Source organism: Streptomyces sp. NRRL WC-3626, assembly GCF_000718785.1.
In the GTDB taxonomy this organism is placed as follows: Bacteria; Actinomycetota; Actinomycetes; order Streptomycetales; family Streptomycetaceae; genus Streptomyces; species Streptomyces edwardsiae.
Window position 1 is genome coordinate 69,510 of record NZ_JOCA01000028.1, and the last position, 14,731, is coordinate 84,240.

Below are 14,731 nucleotides of genomic sequence, written 5' to 3' on the forward strand. Positions count from 1 at the left end.
CACCGCGCGGGTGACCGGCGCCACGCCTTCTGCCCTTACGATGGCGCGGTGCTGGTCAAGTGGATTCGCTGCACCGTGGTGGACCGCCGCGGGTTCGAGCGGGGGCAGCGGAAGTGGGCGGGGCTTCTGGGGGAGCCGGGGTTTCGCGGGCAGGGCGGAGGCTGGAGCCGGGGGCGGCCGGACGTGGCGCACATCTTCTCCTTCTGGGAGAGCCGTGCCTTCTACGACTCGTTCATGGCGCGCTCCCACGACCGGCTCGCCGCGACCCAGTCGGGCACGTTCAAGGACGCACAGGTCAGGCTCTTCGACCACCGTTTCGATGTGAAGACCGGTTTCGAACCGAGGTTCACCGACGCCGACCTGCTCAGGGTGGCGCTGTGCCGCGTGCACGAGGAGCGCTCGGAGCACTTCGTGCTGATGCAGGAGAAGGTCTGGAACCCGGCCATGGCCGGGTCACCCGGCATGATCCGGGGACTGTTCGGTGAGGCACCCGGTCACGAGTTCCTGGTGCTGTCGATGTGGCGGGCGGCCGCCGAACACGGCAAGTACCGCACCGAGCGAGTGGAGCGCCTCGCCCTGAGGGCGCAGACGGAGGCCGACGTCGCCGCCCTCGCGGGGGACATCGTCGAGATGGAATCGGCCTGGACGGTCTGACGTCGGGACGCGGAATGGCGCACTCCGCGTGACCGGAGGTGGGGAACGTGTGTGACCTATGCCGTAAGGGGTCCACACGAGTGCTCGTCCGGCCGTCACTCGATCTAGGGTTTCGGCATGGCACGACCACGGCGCATCGTCCTTGTCCGACACGGCGAATCAACGGGCAATGTTGATGACTCCGTCTATGAGCGCGAACCCGATCACGCCCTGGCATTGACCGAGCGGGGCAGGAAGCAGGCCGAGCAGACGGGAGAGCGGTTGCGGGAACTCTTCGGCCATGAGCGCGTCAGCGTCTACGTCTCCCCGTATCGCCGCACACACCAGACACTGGGCGCCTTCCGGCTCGACCCGGGTCGGATACGCGTACGCGAGGAGCCCCGGCTGCGCGAGCAGGACTGGGGCAACTGGCAGGAACGGGAGGACGTACGCCTGCAGAAGGCCTACCGCGATGCCTACGGGCACTTCTTCTACCGGTTCGCCCAGGGCGAGTCCGGGGCCGACGTCTATGACCGTGTCGGCGGCTTCCTGGAGAGCCTGTTCCGCAGCTTCGAGGAGCCGGACCACCCCCCGAACGTCCTCATCGTCACCCATGGACTGGCCATGCGGCTGTTCTGCATGCGCTGGTTCCACTGGACGGTGGCGGAGTTCGAGTCGCTCTCCAACCCGGGGAACGCCGAGATGCGGATGCTCGTTCTGGGGGAGAACGACAAGTACACCCTCGACCGGCCTTTCGAACGCTGGCGGGATCCGGAGCCGTACGGGATCACCGGATGACGGAGGGGCACCGGATAGAGTGGCAGGGCGATGACCGCTGATTCCTCACCCGCCGGGCGCCTGGAGCGCGCCCTGGCCAGCCTGCGCGGTGTGTCCGTGGGGGACGCGCTCGGGTCCCAGTTCTTCGTACCGGTGAACTATCCCCTGCTCAAGCGGCGCGGACTGCCGCAGGGGCCCTGGCAGTGGACGGACGACACCGAGATGGCGTGCTCCGTCGTCTCCGTCCTCGCCACGCACCACCGGATCGATCAGGACGCCCTCGCGCTGTCCTTCGCCACGCATCACGACTTCGACCGGGGCTACGGGCCCGCGGTCAACCGGCTGCTGAGGCTGGTCCGGGAAGGCGGGGACTGGCGGGAACTCGCCGCCGCGCTCTTCAACGGGCAGGGGTCGTGGGGCAACGGCGCCGCGATGCGGATCGCACCGTTGGGCGCCTGGTACGCGGACGATCCGGAGCAGGCCACCCATCAGGCCGAGATCTCCGCCTATCCCACGCATCAGCACCGTGAGGCCGTGGTCGGCGCCATGGCCGTTGCCGCGGCGGCCGCGCTGGTCGCCGCGCCCGGTGGGCCGCCCCGCGCTGAGGCCCTGCTCGACGGAGTCGTCGCGCTGGTGCCCGCGAGGAGCGCGGTCGGCGCGGGACTGCGCCGGGCCCGGGACATGCTCGACTACGCGGACGCGGGCACCGTCGCGGCCGTCCTCGGCTGCGGACGGCGTACGACGGCACACGACACCGTGCCCTTCGCGCTCTGGTCGGCGGCCCGGGCGCTCGGCGACTACGAGCGGGCGTTCTGGACGACAGCGCAGGTGGGCGGAGACGTCGACACGACCTGTGCCATTGTGGGCGGAGTGGTGGCCGCCGAGAAGGCGGGAGCACCGCCCGCCGAGTGGGCCGACCGGGTCGAGCCCCTGCCGGAGTGGATGCGGGCCACGGCCTGAGAAGCGATTCCACAACTCTCCGTGCATCCCGGGAACTCTCCGTGACCGGCCGTCCGTTGTCCGTACATCCACTGTGTGAGGCACGGGACGCGGGACATGACGCCTGACACGTGTAGGCGGGTCTGTCGTGGCGGAGCGAGTCCGGAAGGGGGTTGTGGCGGTGATCGTGGGGGTGCTGCTCGGGGTGCTGTCCGTCCTGATCGACGCGGTCCGGCCCGGCGTCCGCCGGCCGAGTCCGAAGACGTCGGCCGGCGGGCTGCCGGGCCGGTTCCGTACTGTTCGCCGCTCAGCCCATGCCCGGTCCGGCCGAGCCGGACAGGGCCTCCAGGTCGCTCTTGCGGACCCGGATGACGAACCAGGCGGTGGCCAGGGCGAGTACGGCCATCGCTGCGGCCGGGATGAAGGCCGTGGAGATGCCCTCCGCGAGGACCTCGTGACCCCAGGGCGCGGGCAGCTGGTGCGTCTGGGCGAACTCCGCCTTCTGCTCCGGCGTTCCTTCGGCGAGGAAGCTCGGGACCAGCTTCTCCGCCTCGTCCTTGCTGGCCGTGCCGAACACCGTCGTCAGAAGGGCGAGTCCGACCGACCCACCCACCTGCTGGGTCGCGTTGAGCAGCCCGGACGCGGCGCCGGCCTCGTTCTGGGCCACGCCGGAGACCGCGGTGAGCGTCAGTGTCACGAAGTTCAGACCCATACCGAAGCCGAAGATCAGCATGGGGCCGAGGATGCCGCCGACGTAGGAGCTGTCGGAGCTGATCAGCGTCTGCCAGGCCAGTCCGATCGCGGCGAGCGCCGAACCCACGAGCATGAACGGCTTGGGGCCGAACACGGGAAGGAACCGCTGCGAAAGGCCCGCCCCGAGCGCGATCACGACCGTGACCGGCAGGAAGGCGAGACCGGCCTCGATGGGGCTGTATCCGAGCACGTTCTGCACGAAGAGGACGATGTAGAAGAACATGCCGAACATCGCCGCGGCCAGGCTGAGCATGATCACATACGTGCCCGCCCGGTTGCGGTCGGTGAACATGCGCAGCGGCGTGATCGGCTCCTTGGCCCGGGACTCGATGACCGCGAAGGCCACCAGCAGGACCACGGCGGCCGCGAAGGAGCCGATGGTCACGCTGTCCCGCCAGCCTTCCTCGGCCGCGCGGATGAAGCCGTAGACGAGCGAGGCCATACCGGCCGTCGAGGTCACCGCGCCCGCGATGTCGAAACGGCCGGTGTGCCGCTCGGACTCGTTGATGTACATCGGGGTGAGTACGGCGATCAGCAGGCCGATCGGGACGTTGACGAAGAGCACCCACCGCCAGTCGAGCCACTCGGTGAGCATGCCGCCCGCGAGCAGGCCGATGGCGCCGCCGCCCGCCGAGACCGCGGCGAAGATACCGAAGGCGCGGTTGCGTTCGGGCCCTTCCGGGAACGTGGTGGTGATGAGCGCCAGCGAGGTGGGCGAGGCGATGGCCCCGCCGACGCCTTGCAGGACACGGGCGGCCAGCAGTTGCCACGGTTCCTGGGCGAGCCCGCCGAGCAGCGAGGCGAGGGTGAAGAGCAGGATGCCGGTCATGAAGACCCGGCGGCGGCCGAGGATGTCGCCGGCCCTGCCGCCCAGGAGCAGCAGGCCGCCGAAGGTCAGGGTGTACGCGCTGACCACCCAGGTGAGTTCTGTGGTGCTGAACTCGAGAGCGTTCTGAATATGCGGCAGCGCGATGTTCACAATCGTCGTATCGAGTACCACCATGAGTTGGCAGGCCGCGATGACGGTGAGCGCGAGGCCGGGACGTCCGTCCCGGCGGGCCGCACCTGGCTTCCGGTCTTGAATCAAAGGAGAGGTTGTCACTATGGATCCCCCACGAGTGCGTCAGTGAACGCTCGCGTTCACTGTTGCGTCAACCGTAGGAGTCTCCGACAGTGAACGCAAGCGTTCACTTAAGTCGGTGTCATTGGCGCGTCCCCCTCAGTCGCCGTACGGTACGCATTTCATCCCCGAATGCCCGCTTCCTCTGCTCGTTGGAGAGAGTCAGATGGTTTCTTCGAGCTGGGTGGCCGCCCAGGCTCAGACCGCCGGGTCCCGTCGCCGCGGTGCCGTGCTGGAGCGCGCGATCCTCGACGCCGCCCTGGAGCAGCTCAGCACGGTCGGCTGGAACGGCCTGACCATGGAGGGCGTCGCCGCGGGCGCCCAGACCGGGAAGGCCGCCGTCTACCGGCGCTGGCCGTCCAAGGAGGATCTGGTCGAGGACGCCCTGCGCACCGGACTGCCGCGCTTCGACGAGGTGCCGGATCTGGGGAGCGTGCGTGACGATCTGCTGGACCTGTGCCGGAGGGCCCGTGACGCGATGTTCTCGCGGTCGGGATTCGCCGTCCGGTCGGTTATTTACGAATGTGACTCGGAGCAGGCGGAACGCTTCCACGCCGTCATCTTCGAAGGGGTGATCGAGCCGACCCTCAGGATGCTCTGCAAGGTGATCGAGCGTGGAATCGAACGGGGCGAGGTGCGCGCCGACGCGGCGAACGGGTATGTCTTCGACGCCGTTCCGGCGATGATGATGTACCGCTCGAAGGTGTGCGGCAGTGAATGGCCGGACGTCGATCTGGAGCAGATGATCGACCAGTTGATGGTTCCGCTGCTCCGGCAGGACGGCCCCTGACCGGAGCGCGGCGGAGCCGTCGGCGCCGCCCGGGGGACCGGGTGTCGCCGACCGTGCCGGGCGGCGTACGCTAAGGGCGCCATGCCGTACGAACCACCTACTCACACCGTCGAGCGCTCACTCCGCGCCACGACCGGGGCGAAGATCGTTGCAGGTGTCGACGAGGTGGGGCGCGGCGCTTGGGCCGGCCCTGTCACCGTCTGCGCGGCGGTCACCGGACTGCGCCGGCCCCCGGAAGGTCTCACCGACTCCAAGCTCCTGACCGTCAGGCGGCGCACCGTGCTCGCCGAGACACTGCGGACCTGGGTGACCTCGTACGCCCTGGGGCACGCCTCCCCCGAGGAGATCGACGACCTCGGGATGACGGCAGCCCTGCGGCTGGCGGCGGGGCGGGCGCTGGAAGGACTGCCGGTCCGGCCGGACGCGGTGATCCTCGACGGCAAGCACGACTATCTCGGAACGCCCTGGAGGGTCCGTACGGTCATCAAGGGCGACCAGTCGTGTGTGGCCGTCGCGGCGGCCTCGGTGATCGCCAAGGTCCAGCGCGACAAAATGATGGCCGAACTCGGCCTCGACCATGCAGACTTCGGTTTCGCGGACAACGCCGGGTATCCGTCGCCCGTGCACAGGGCCGCACTGGAGGTTCGGGGACCCACTCCGTACCACCGGTTGTCGTGGGCGTATCTTGATGCGCTGCCCCAGTGGCGGCATCTCAAGAAGGTCCGCAGCTGGACGGAAGGGCGTGTTCCGGAGATCGAGGGCCAGCTCGGCTTCGACTTCTGACGGCCCGCTCGCACTCATGTGCCACCCGGCGGCGCGAGCCGTACCGACGTTTGATAAAAATCAGCTCATGCCTCTCATTCCCGAGGAGCCTCAGATTCACGAGAGTGCCCAGGGTCCCCGCATCGCGCCGACCCCCCGCCCCGTACCCGGTCCCCGCCCCGCGGCTTCGTCGCGTCCCGGCCGTCCGGGCCCGCCACGGCCCGCGCCGCCGGCACAGCGCACGCCACGCGACGCGGCCAAGCCCGTTCCCGCGGGCCCGCCCGCGGCCGACGCGGCCACCCCGCAGCTCCAGTTGGTCCCCGCCCCTGCCGAGGGGGCGCTCGACGCCGCCGAAGAGGCCGTGGACCTGCTGCTGGACTCGGGCCGTTCCCCCGGTGACATGCTGGTGATCACCACCGGTGACCCGCACCCGTGGGCGACCCACGAACTGTCCTTCGGAGAAGCCTCCTACTGGGCCCAACACGACGCCGGCGACGACGTGTTCTACGCCAGTGCCCAGGTCGCCGAGCGCGCCGGCGCGCGGCCCGTCGTCGTGGTCGCCGTCAACGGAGGACCGGAATCCGACGCCGCCTCCGCGCTGTCGGTGGCGCACGCACGGGCCGGCGCCCTGCTGATCGTCTGCGGCGACCCGCAGCGGATCAACTCGGTGCTGGGCGCGGGCGTCTGAGCCGACACCACGGCGTCCGGACGGACACCGACGGGGGACGCGGACGCCGCGGTCGCGGCGTCCGCACGGCCGGGAACACGGCGTACCGGGGCCGCAGGGGCCGATGTCTCGTGCCTCCGCAGCCCTGGTACCGGGCCGGTTCGGGCACCGTGCGGACGCGGCGCCGCCGTGCGGTCCGCCCGGCACCCCGGTGAGGTCAGCGTGCCGCGGCGCGGCGCAGCACCTCCGACGCGGCGCCGCCGGTGCGCGGTATCCGGGGCGGCGCCGAGGACGTGGCGAACGGTTCCGGCGCCGAACCGGTGCTGGGATGGCGGCCGCCCCGCCCCTCGCCGAGGACCTGCCAACCGTCACGCGTCAGCGTGATGTACGCCCCGCAGCGCAGCCCGTGCAGCGTGCAGGCGTCCCGCAGCCCCCACATCCACGCACCGTCCTCCTCCGTCCAGCGCGCGTCGCCGTCGCGGCAGTAGAGCAGCACGGCGGTGCGCACCGGGGTGCGGCGCCGCAGATCGTGCGGGATCACCCGGCGCAACTGGGACAGCAGCACATTGCGGAGCAGCCAGCCGTCCGCGGACGCCGTACGTCGCGTGAACGAGGCGCTCGCCCGCACGCGTTCGTCCGGATCGAGCACGGCGACGACCGCCGTCGCCGGACCGGGATGATGCCGGGCGTGCAGCCCGCTGACGACCTCCCGCGGGCTGCGCAGCAGCGGGATTCCCGCGGCGGACCACTCCGCGGGTTCGAGCACGCGGTTGGCGGAAGTGGCGGACGTCGACAGCGATGCCGCCGAGGACGGAGCGAATCCGAAGGTCACGGTCCTCCCTTCGGCTACGCCCGGACTGCGGGCAGGGTCGGATTCGGGGAGCGCGCACGCAACGGAGCCCTACCTGATCGGCGGGCGAGCCGTGCGGGTGCGGACTTCAATTCTTCCTGTCGAACTTGGATGCGGCAACGAGCAATTGATGCAGCGGCCCGGTATCGGGTGATCCACGGCTAATATCCCCACCCGCTGGGCGGGGCGAACCCTCAGGCCTGTACGGCCAGCACCAGCGGCAGCACACCCTGTGCACCGGCCCCGCGCAGCAGACGCGCCGCCACCGCGAGGGTCCAGCCCGTCTCCGTGTAGTCGTCCACCAGAAGAACCGGGCCCCGTGCCACGGCGAGCGCGGCGGCGAGGTCGGGCGGCACGGTCAGCGCCCCGTCGAGGGCCTTGAGCCGCTGGGCGCTGTTGCTCCGCGAGGCGGAGTGCGCCTCACCCGTGTACGCCAGCGAGCCCAGCAGCGGCAGCCGCCCGATCTCCGCGATGCGCGCCCCGAGCGAGCCGATCAGCCGGGGCCGGCTGCGGGAGGCGAGGGTCACCACCCCGACCGGCCGGGGCTGTGGGTCCGCCGCGCCCGGAGCCCAGCCGCCCGGCCCCTTCGCCCAGCCGGCCAGCACCTCCACCACGGCCCGCGCGACATCGTCCGGCACCGGCCCGTCCGGCGCCTGGGGGGCGAACATCGGACGCAGCCGGTTGCCCCAGCCGATGTCCGACAGCCGCCCCAGCGCCCTGCCCTGAGCGGCCTGTTCCCCGGCCGGAATGCGCCCCTTGAGGTCCATGCCGATCGCCGGGAGCCCGGTCGGCCACATCCGCCGGGGCTCCACCTCGACGCCCGCCCGGACGAGGTCCACCCGGGCCGCCTCCAGCGCGGCCGCCGAGGCCGCGGCGGTGAAACGCGAGCCCGCGCAGTTGTCACAGCGGCCGCAGGGCTTGGCGCCCTCGTCGTCCAGCTGCCGCTGCAGGAACTCCATCCGGCAGTCGCCGGTCGCCGCGTACTCGCGCATCGCCTGCTGTTCGGTCCTGCGCTGGCGTGCCACCCACGCGTAGCGCTCGGCGTCGTACGTCCACGGCTGCCCGGTCGCGATCCAGCCGCCCTTGACCCGCTTCACCGCCCCGTCCACGTCGAGCACCTTGAGCATGGTCTCCAGCCGGGAGCGGCGCAGCTCCACCAGCGGCTCGAGGGCCGGCAGCGACACGGGCCGGCCGGCGCGGGCGAGGACGTCGAGCGTACGGCGCACCAGCTCCTCCGAGGGGAAGGCGAGGGACGCGAAGTACTCCCAGATCGCCTCGTCCTCCTTGCCCGGCAGCAGCAGAACCTCGGCGTGCCGGACACCGCGCCCGGCGCGGCCGACCTGCTGGTAGTAGGAGATGGGGGAGGACGGCGAGCCGAGATGTACCACGAAACCCAGGTCGGGCTTGTCGAAGCCCATACCGAGGGCGGAGGTGGCGACCAGGGCCTTCACCTTGTTGCCGAGCAGGTCCTCCTCGGCCTGCTGCCGGTCGGCGTTCTCCGTCCTGCCTGTGTACGAGGCGACGGTGTGCCCGCGCTGCCGGAGGAAGGCGGTGACCTCCTCGGCGGCGGCCACGGTGAGCGTGTAGATGATCCCGGAGCCCGGGAGTTCGTCCAGGTGGTCGGCGAGCCAGGCCATCCGGTGTGCCGCGTCCGGTAGGCGCAGCACGCTCAGGCTCAGGCTCTCCCGGTCCAGCGGGCCGCGCAGTACCAGCGCGTCCGACGAGCCCCCCGTGCCCAGCTGATCCGCGACGTCGGCGGTGACCCGGGCGTTGGCGGTGGCGGTGGTGGCGAGGACGGGCACGCCCTCCGGCAGGTCGGCGAGCATGGTGCGCAGCCGGCGGTAGTCCGGGCGGAAGTCGTGCCCCCAGTCGGAGATGCAGTGCGCCTCGTCGACCACAAGGAGTCCGGTCGCGGCGGAGAGCCTGGGCAGGACCTGGTCGCGGAAGTCCGGGTTGTTCAGCCGCTCCGGGCTCACCAGCAGCACATCGACGCCGCCCGCGGCGATCTCCTCCTGGGTGGAGTCCCACTCCTCGCTGTTGGAGGAGTTGATGGTCCGGGCGTGGACACCGGCTCTGGCGGCGGCCTCCACCTGGTTGCGCATGAGCGCGAGCAGCGGGGAGACGATCACGGTGGGGCCGCTTCCCCGGGAGCGCAGCAGCGAGGTGGCCACGAAGTAGACCGCGGACTTGCCCCAGCCGGTGCGCTGCACGACCAGGGCCCGGCGCTTGTCGGCGACCAGGGCCTCGATCGCCCGCCACTGGTCCTCACGCAGCCGGGCCTCGCCGGAGGTGTCCCCGACGAGACGGGCGAGAACCGCGTCGGCGGCCGTGCGGAGGTCCGCGTTGCTCGTGTGCTCCATGGGTCCATACAACAGGACGGCGCTGACATGCGGGCGGTGCGGCGGCGGACCCGTGCAGCCGTCCCTCGGTGACATGTCCCTGGTCGGACTTATCCACAGGGCAAAGCGGAAGCCGGCAATCCGCGAGATGGTCTTCGCATGACGAATCACAGCGAATCCACTGGATCCTCAGAGAACGGTGACATCTCGGGCCGTGACGCCGATTCTCGGACACCCGGCGGCGCGGAGGGCCGCGCACCGGATCCGGAGGACCTCACCTGTACCGCGTACGACAGCCATGGCGACGGGCAGCAGGTCACCCTGCGCTCCCCGGCCGAGCTCGCCGACGCCCTGCCCTACCTCCTGGGCTACCGCCCGGAGGACAGCATCGTCCTGGTCGCGCTGCACGACAAGGACGGGCGGGGCCGGTTCGGCGGCCGCGCCCGCCTCGGCATCCCCGACAACCCCGACGATTGGCCTTCCGCCGGCCGGCAGCTGGCACAGGGCCTGGTGAAGGGCAGCGAGCGCCGGGGCGTCAGGCCCGAGCAGATGGTCGTCTTCCTCTGCCGCGAGCCCGGCAGGGGCGAATCCGGCCGGCAGGTCAAGGAACGGCTGGGCCCGCTCGCCCGCATCCTGCGACTGGAGTGCGGCGCCCTGGACATCCCGGTGGTGGAGGCCCTGTGCGTCTCCGGCGGCCGCTTCTGGTCGTACTGCTGCGACGACGAGGGATGCTGTCCGGGCGAGGGGACGCCGATGGGCCTGCCCGGCACGTCGGTGCTGGCCGCCGCCGCCACCTACGCCGGCCTCCAGGTCCGCGGCACCCTGAGCGAACTGCGCGCCCGGCTGCTGCCGTGGGAGTACTCCGCCGCCCGGGAGCAGGAGGCCGCCCTGGACGCCGCCGGCCAGGCACTGATCCCCAGGATTCTCGACGCCGAGGGCCGGGCCGAGGTGGCCGAGGAGACGCTGCGGCTGGCCGAGCGGATCCTGCGCCGGTTCGCCACCGCCCGGCCCGTGTCGGGCGTGCGTCCGGCGGACCTGCGGGACGACGAACTGCTCGGGCACGACGAGGCCGCGAAGCTGATTCTCGGACTGCAGGACCGCACGACCCGCGACCGCGCGGCCGGGTGGATGGAGGACGACGAGGCAGCCCCGGCCCTCCGTCTGTGGCGTGCGCTGTCCCGCCGCTGCGTGGGCGCGTACGGCGAACACGCCGCGGCACCCCTCACCCTCGCCGGGTGGGTCGCCTGGTCCACAGGGGACGAACTGGAGGCCCGGGAGGCCCTCGCCATGGCCCTGGGCGCCGATCCCGACTACCTCTTCGCGCGGCTTCTCCACCAGGCGTGCAACGAGGGACTCGACCCGGAGTCGATCCGTCACTGCCTGCGGTCCGCGCGCGAGGACCGGGGAGAGACGGGCGCGGAGCCGGGGCAGCGGGGCGACCGCGAGCCACCGGCGGCCGAACCCGGGGTCCCGGACCCCGGAGCTCTTCCTCCCCTGCCCCGCCGGCCTCGAACGCGGACGCCCGGCACCGGCGGCGTCCTCCCGCGCCGGAACCGCGCGGAGGGCGGCCGGCCGGGCCGTCGGGTGCCGCACCCCCGTGCCTCGGTGTCGAGCAGGCACCCCGCGGCGGACGGTGGCGCGCGCCCGGGTGGTGCGGGCGAGAAGGGGACGCGTCCCGGCACGGCCGGTCCCGGAACGAGCGGTCCGGGCGCGCGCCGCCGCCGTGGCAGCTCGCAGCCGGGCGCACAGGCCGGCCACCAGCATGGTGACGGGGAGGAGTGAGTGAGTGCCGGCGTCGCGTTCATCGTGTCGGCGCTCGTCCTCGGGGCCCTGGTGGACAGGTGGTGGGATGCGGTCCGCGCCGTGCCGGCCGGGGGACCGGACGCGTTCCGGGGGAGGACGGACAGACGGCGGCTGCCCGGGCGGGCGCCGACGTCGGCGGGGCGACTTGGACCCCGCCCGTGCCGCACCGGGGGAGCCTCCCAGGGTGGCGGAAGCGCGGCTGCCCGCCATGAGGAGCGTCGCGGGCGCGCTCCGGATCCCGCGGGCCCCGGCACAGGCGAACGGAGGTCTGCCGGACGGGACATGGCATCGCGTCCTGCGATACGACCCGCCTGACCGAAGTGGATCAGTTGGCGATACGGTCGGCGAAGGGAGTGTTTATCGTCAGGCAGACGACTATGATCGCCGCATGCCCTACGACCCGTCAGCCTTTCCGCCCTTCGCCGTCACCGTGGACCTGGTCGTACTGACCGTACGCCGCCATGCCCTGTGCGCGCTGGCGGTACGCCGGGGCGAGGCGCCGTTCCAGGGGCGCTGGGCACTGCCCGGAGGCTTTGTACGGGACGACGAGGATCTGGCACAGGCCGCGGCCCGGGAACTGGCAGAGGAGACCGGGCTGCGGGTGCACGACCCCGCCATCCCCGCCCAGGACAACGGCGCTCATCTGGAACAGCTCGCCACGTACGGTGATCCCAAGCGGGACCCGCGGATGCGGGTCGTCAGCGTCGCCCACCTCGCCCTCGCCCCCGACCTGCCCGCGCCCCGGGCGGGGGGCGACGCCAGCAACGCGCGCTGGGCGCATGTCGAGGAACTGCTGCAGCAGGGTGGTTCCGGCAGGGACGGAGAGCCGGAGGCGCCCCTCGCCTTCGACCACGCCCAGATCCTGTCGGACGGAGTGGAGCGCGCCCGCTCCAAGATCGAGTACTCGTCGCTGGCGACGGCGTTCTGCCCGCCCGAGTTCACCGTCGGCGAGCTGCGCCGGGTCTACGAGGCGGTCTGGGGCGTGGCGCTCGACCCGCGCAACTTCCACCGCAAGGTGACGGGCACACCGGGCTTCCTGGTTCCCACCGGTGGCACCACCACACGGCAGGGCGGCCGCCCCGCCCAGCTCTTCCGGGCCGGCGGAGCCACCCTGCTCAACCCCCCGATGCTGCGCCCCGAGGTCTGACGCGGGGCGGCCCGGCCCGGCCAACGGGCCCGGCGGGACGGCGCCCTTCACCTTCACCGACGGGCCGCGCGATGCCCGGAAAACCCCATATGGCACGCTATGTTGCATCGCGTGATCCAGGCCACCGGACTGACCAGCAGCCCCCGCAAAGAGCTTCCGCCCGCCGTCGACGACGTCTCCTTCGAGGCGCACGCGGGCCGCGTCACCGCGCTGCTCGGAGCGCCGGGCGCCGGCAAGACCACGGCGCTCCGGCTCATGCTCGAGCTCCAACGCGGCCGTGGCATCACCTACTTCAGAGGCCGCCCCCTGCACCGCATCCCCCATCCCGCCCACGAAGTCGGCGTACTGCTCGGCGATGTGCCGGGACACCCCGCCCGTACCGTCCGCGGGCACCTCCGCATGCTGTGCGCCGCCGCGGGCGTACCGGTCGGCCGGGCCGACGAAGTACTCGAAGCGGCGGGGCTCGTGAGCCTGCGCGACGAACGCCTCGGCACCCTGTCCCGCGGCATGGACCGCCGCCTCGGACTGGCCTGCGCCCTGCTGCCCGACCCGCACACCCTCGTTCTCGACGAGCCCGCGAAAAGCCTCTCCACCAGCGAGAACCACCGGCTGCACGACATGCTGCGGGCGTACGCGGCCCAGGGCGGCACCGTGCTGTGCACCACGGCCGACCCCAAGGAGGCCGCACGGATCGCGGACCATGTCGTCACCCTGGAGCGGGGGAGACTCGTCGCCGACCAGCCGGTGGCGGACTTCTCGCGCACCCGGCTGCGCCCCCGTGTCGCCGTCCGCAGCCCGCACGCCGCCCGGCTCTCCGCCCTCCTCGCGCAGGAGGCCCGGGCCGCCCGGCGGTCCGTGGAGGTCGTGCACGAGGGAGGCAACCGCCTCTGCGTCTACGGCGGTACCTGCGCGGACATCGGCGAGATCGCCTTCCGGCACGGCATCGTCGTCCACCAACTGGCCGACGAGATCGGCGACATGGGCCCGGGCGCCGGCGCCCCGGAACCGGACGGGACAGCGCCCCGGGCCGGCGTCGGCGCGCGATCGGCCCCGCCGGAAGCCGCCGTGTCACCGCCCGCGGACGACACGCAGGACGATCCGGACCGCCACCCGGCCGCCCCGGCCGGTGAAGCGGCCCCCGGGTCCGCGACGGAACCCCGGCAGACGCCGGACGACGTACCGGCCCGCTCGCGCCGGGCCGCCCGTACGCGCGACGCCGGTGCCGGGCTGCCGCCACCCGTCGCCGTCCGGGCCGCGCCCAGACCTCTCCGCCCCCTGCGCTACGAGATCCGCCGGGCCACGGGTGTCGCCACAGGGTTCCTCGTCGGAGCGGCCGTGCTCGCGGTGTCCGGGCTCACCGCCGTACTGCTGGCACGGGCCGGGCACACCCCGCAGCCGCGCCTGCTGGCGGCCTGGCCGCGGGAGTTGCCACTGCCGCCCGCGGCGCTCGGCGCGGGACTGCTCGGCGCGCTGGCCTTCGGTGACGAGTTCCGCCATCCCGCGCTGGCGGCCGACCGCGGCACCGTGCCCCGGCGGCTGGGGCTGCTGGCCGCCAAACTCCTCGTGGCCTCAGGCACCGCGCTGGTGCTGGCCGTGCTCACCGTCGGCTGCGACGCCGAACTGCTCTATCTCGTATACGGACGGGAGCTCGTGGAGGTTCCCGCCGACTGGCTGCCGCTGAGCGCGGGTTGGCTCGGCCTCGTGACGGGGTGCGCCTGCGCCGGCGTGCTGGCCGCGGGCGTGTTCCGGTCCACCACCGCCGGTCTTGCCGTCGTCGTCGCCGTACCCCTGCTCGTGGTGCCGCTGGTGCACAAGGCGATGGACGGGTCGTCGGTGCGTTCCCCGGCCCCGCTGTCGTCGCGGCTGCGGGACGGTCTGCCGCTGCGGTGGCCCTTCGGGGGCGAGCGGCAGCTGGACGCCGTACTGCGCATGGTCGCCCAACCCGTCGGCGGAGCCCTGACGTTGTCGCTGGCGGCACTGCTGTGCGCGTATCTGTTCACCGGCCTGCGAAGCAGGGTCCGATGACGACCGTCCGTGAACACCAGAGCCCTCCGCTGGCCGCAACTCCCCGCAAAAAGTCCGCATCTTTCCGATAAGGCGTCAATTGCGACGGGGTGAGCGATCACCCTTTCGTGTGCTTTTCACCAAAGA

At 72.2% G+C, this 14,731-nt stretch carries 12 protein-coding genes; 9 read left to right on the forward strand and 3 right to left on the reverse strand.

Annotated elements, in window-relative coordinates:
* The first annotated feature begins 48 nt into the window (after positions 1-48).
* The 3 genes from IF28_RS0131915 to IF28_RS0131925 all read left to right on the forward strand — a co-directional run bounded on the left by IF28_RS0131915 (position 49) and on the right by IF28_RS0131925 (position 2,370).
* Positions 49-654: a YdbC family protein gene (locus tag IF28_RS0131915; protein WP_078621574.1), complete on the forward strand. Its 606-nt coding sequence runs from the start codon at positions 49-51 to the stop codon at positions 652-654.
* A 117-nt stretch (positions 655-771) separates the two neighbouring features.
* Positions 772-1,431, forward strand: a complete 660-nt coding sequence (locus IF28_RS0131920) for a histidine phosphatase family protein (RefSeq protein ID WP_030227735.1) — start codon at positions 772-774, stop codon at positions 1,429-1,431.
* 30 nt (positions 1,432-1,461) lie between these two features.
* Positions 1,462-2,370 carry an ADP-ribosylglycohydrolase family protein gene (locus IF28_RS0131925; protein ID WP_030227738.1) on the forward strand — a complete coding sequence of 303 codons (909 nt, stop codon included), beginning with the start codon at positions 1,462-1,464 and terminating at the stop codon, positions 2,368-2,370.
* A 286-nt stretch (positions 2,371-2,656) separates the two neighbouring features.
* Here the strand turns inward: IF28_RS0131925 and IF28_RS0131930 are convergent, their stop codons facing one another.
* Positions 2,657-4,204: an MFS transporter gene (locus IF28_RS0131930; protein WP_030227741.1), complete on the reverse strand. Its 1,548-nt coding sequence runs from the start codon at positions 4,202-4,204 to the stop codon at positions 2,657-2,659.
* Between the two features lie 184 nt (positions 4,205-4,388).
* Between IF28_RS0131930 and IF28_RS0131935 the strand changes: the two genes are divergently transcribed.
* From IF28_RS0131935 to IF28_RS0131945, 3 genes are all read left to right on the forward strand, one after another.
* Entirely contained in the window at positions 4,389-5,012 is a 624-nt protein-coding gene (locus tag IF28_RS0131935; RefSeq protein WP_030227744.1) for a TetR/AcrR family transcriptional regulator, read from the forward strand.
* Positions 5,013-5,093: 81 nt separating this feature from the next.
* Positions 5,094-5,795, forward strand: a complete 702-nt coding sequence (locus IF28_RS0131940; RefSeq protein ID WP_030227747.1) for a ribonuclease HII — start codon at positions 5,094-5,096, stop codon at positions 5,793-5,795.
* 67 nt (positions 5,796-5,862) lie between these two features.
* Complete coding sequence (locus IF28_RS0131945; RefSeq protein ID WP_030227749.1) at positions 5,863-6,462, forward strand: hypothetical protein; 600 nt, start codon at positions 5,863-5,865, stop codon at positions 6,460-6,462.
* A 196-nt stretch (positions 6,463-6,658) separates the two neighbouring features.
* Here the strand turns inward: IF28_RS0131945 and IF28_RS0131950 are convergent, their stop codons facing one another.
* Positions 6,659-7,273 carry a hypothetical protein gene (locus IF28_RS0131950; protein WP_030227750.1) on the reverse strand — a complete coding sequence of 205 codons (615 nt, stop codon included), beginning with the start codon at positions 7,271-7,273 and terminating at the stop codon, positions 6,659-6,661.
* A gap of 212 nt (positions 7,274-7,485) precedes the next feature.
* The gene (locus tag IF28_RS0131955) at positions 7,486-9,651 is read right to left on the reverse strand and encodes a RecQ family ATP-dependent DNA helicase (protein WP_030227751.1); all 2,166 of its coding nucleotides are present in this window, start codon (positions 9,649-9,651) and stop codon (positions 7,486-7,488) included.
* Positions 9,652-9,789: 138 nt separating this feature from the next.
* Here IF28_RS0131955 and IF28_RS0131960 point away from each other — a divergent pair, with 138 nt between their 5' ends.
* The 3 genes from IF28_RS0131960 to IF28_RS0131970 all read left to right on the forward strand — a co-directional run bounded on the left by IF28_RS0131960 (position 9,790) and on the right by IF28_RS0131970 (position 14,605).
* Positions 9,790-11,412 carry a DUF4192 domain-containing protein gene (locus IF28_RS0131960; RefSeq protein ID WP_051713948.1) on the forward strand — a complete coding sequence of 541 codons (1,623 nt, stop codon included), beginning with the start codon at positions 9,790-9,792 and terminating at the stop codon, positions 11,410-11,412.
* 409 nt (positions 11,413-11,821) lie between these two features.
* Positions 11,822-12,580: an NUDIX hydrolase gene (locus tag IF28_RS0131965; RefSeq protein ID WP_030227753.1), complete on the forward strand. Its 759-nt coding sequence runs from the start codon at positions 11,822-11,824 to the stop codon at positions 12,578-12,580.
* Between the two features lie 111 nt (positions 12,581-12,691).
* A complete protein-coding gene (locus tag IF28_RS0131970) occupies positions 12,692-14,605 on the forward strand; it encodes an ATP-binding cassette domain-containing protein (RefSeq protein ID WP_030227756.1) in 1,914 nt (637 codons plus the stop codon).
* Positions 14,606-14,731: the final 126 nt, after the last annotated feature.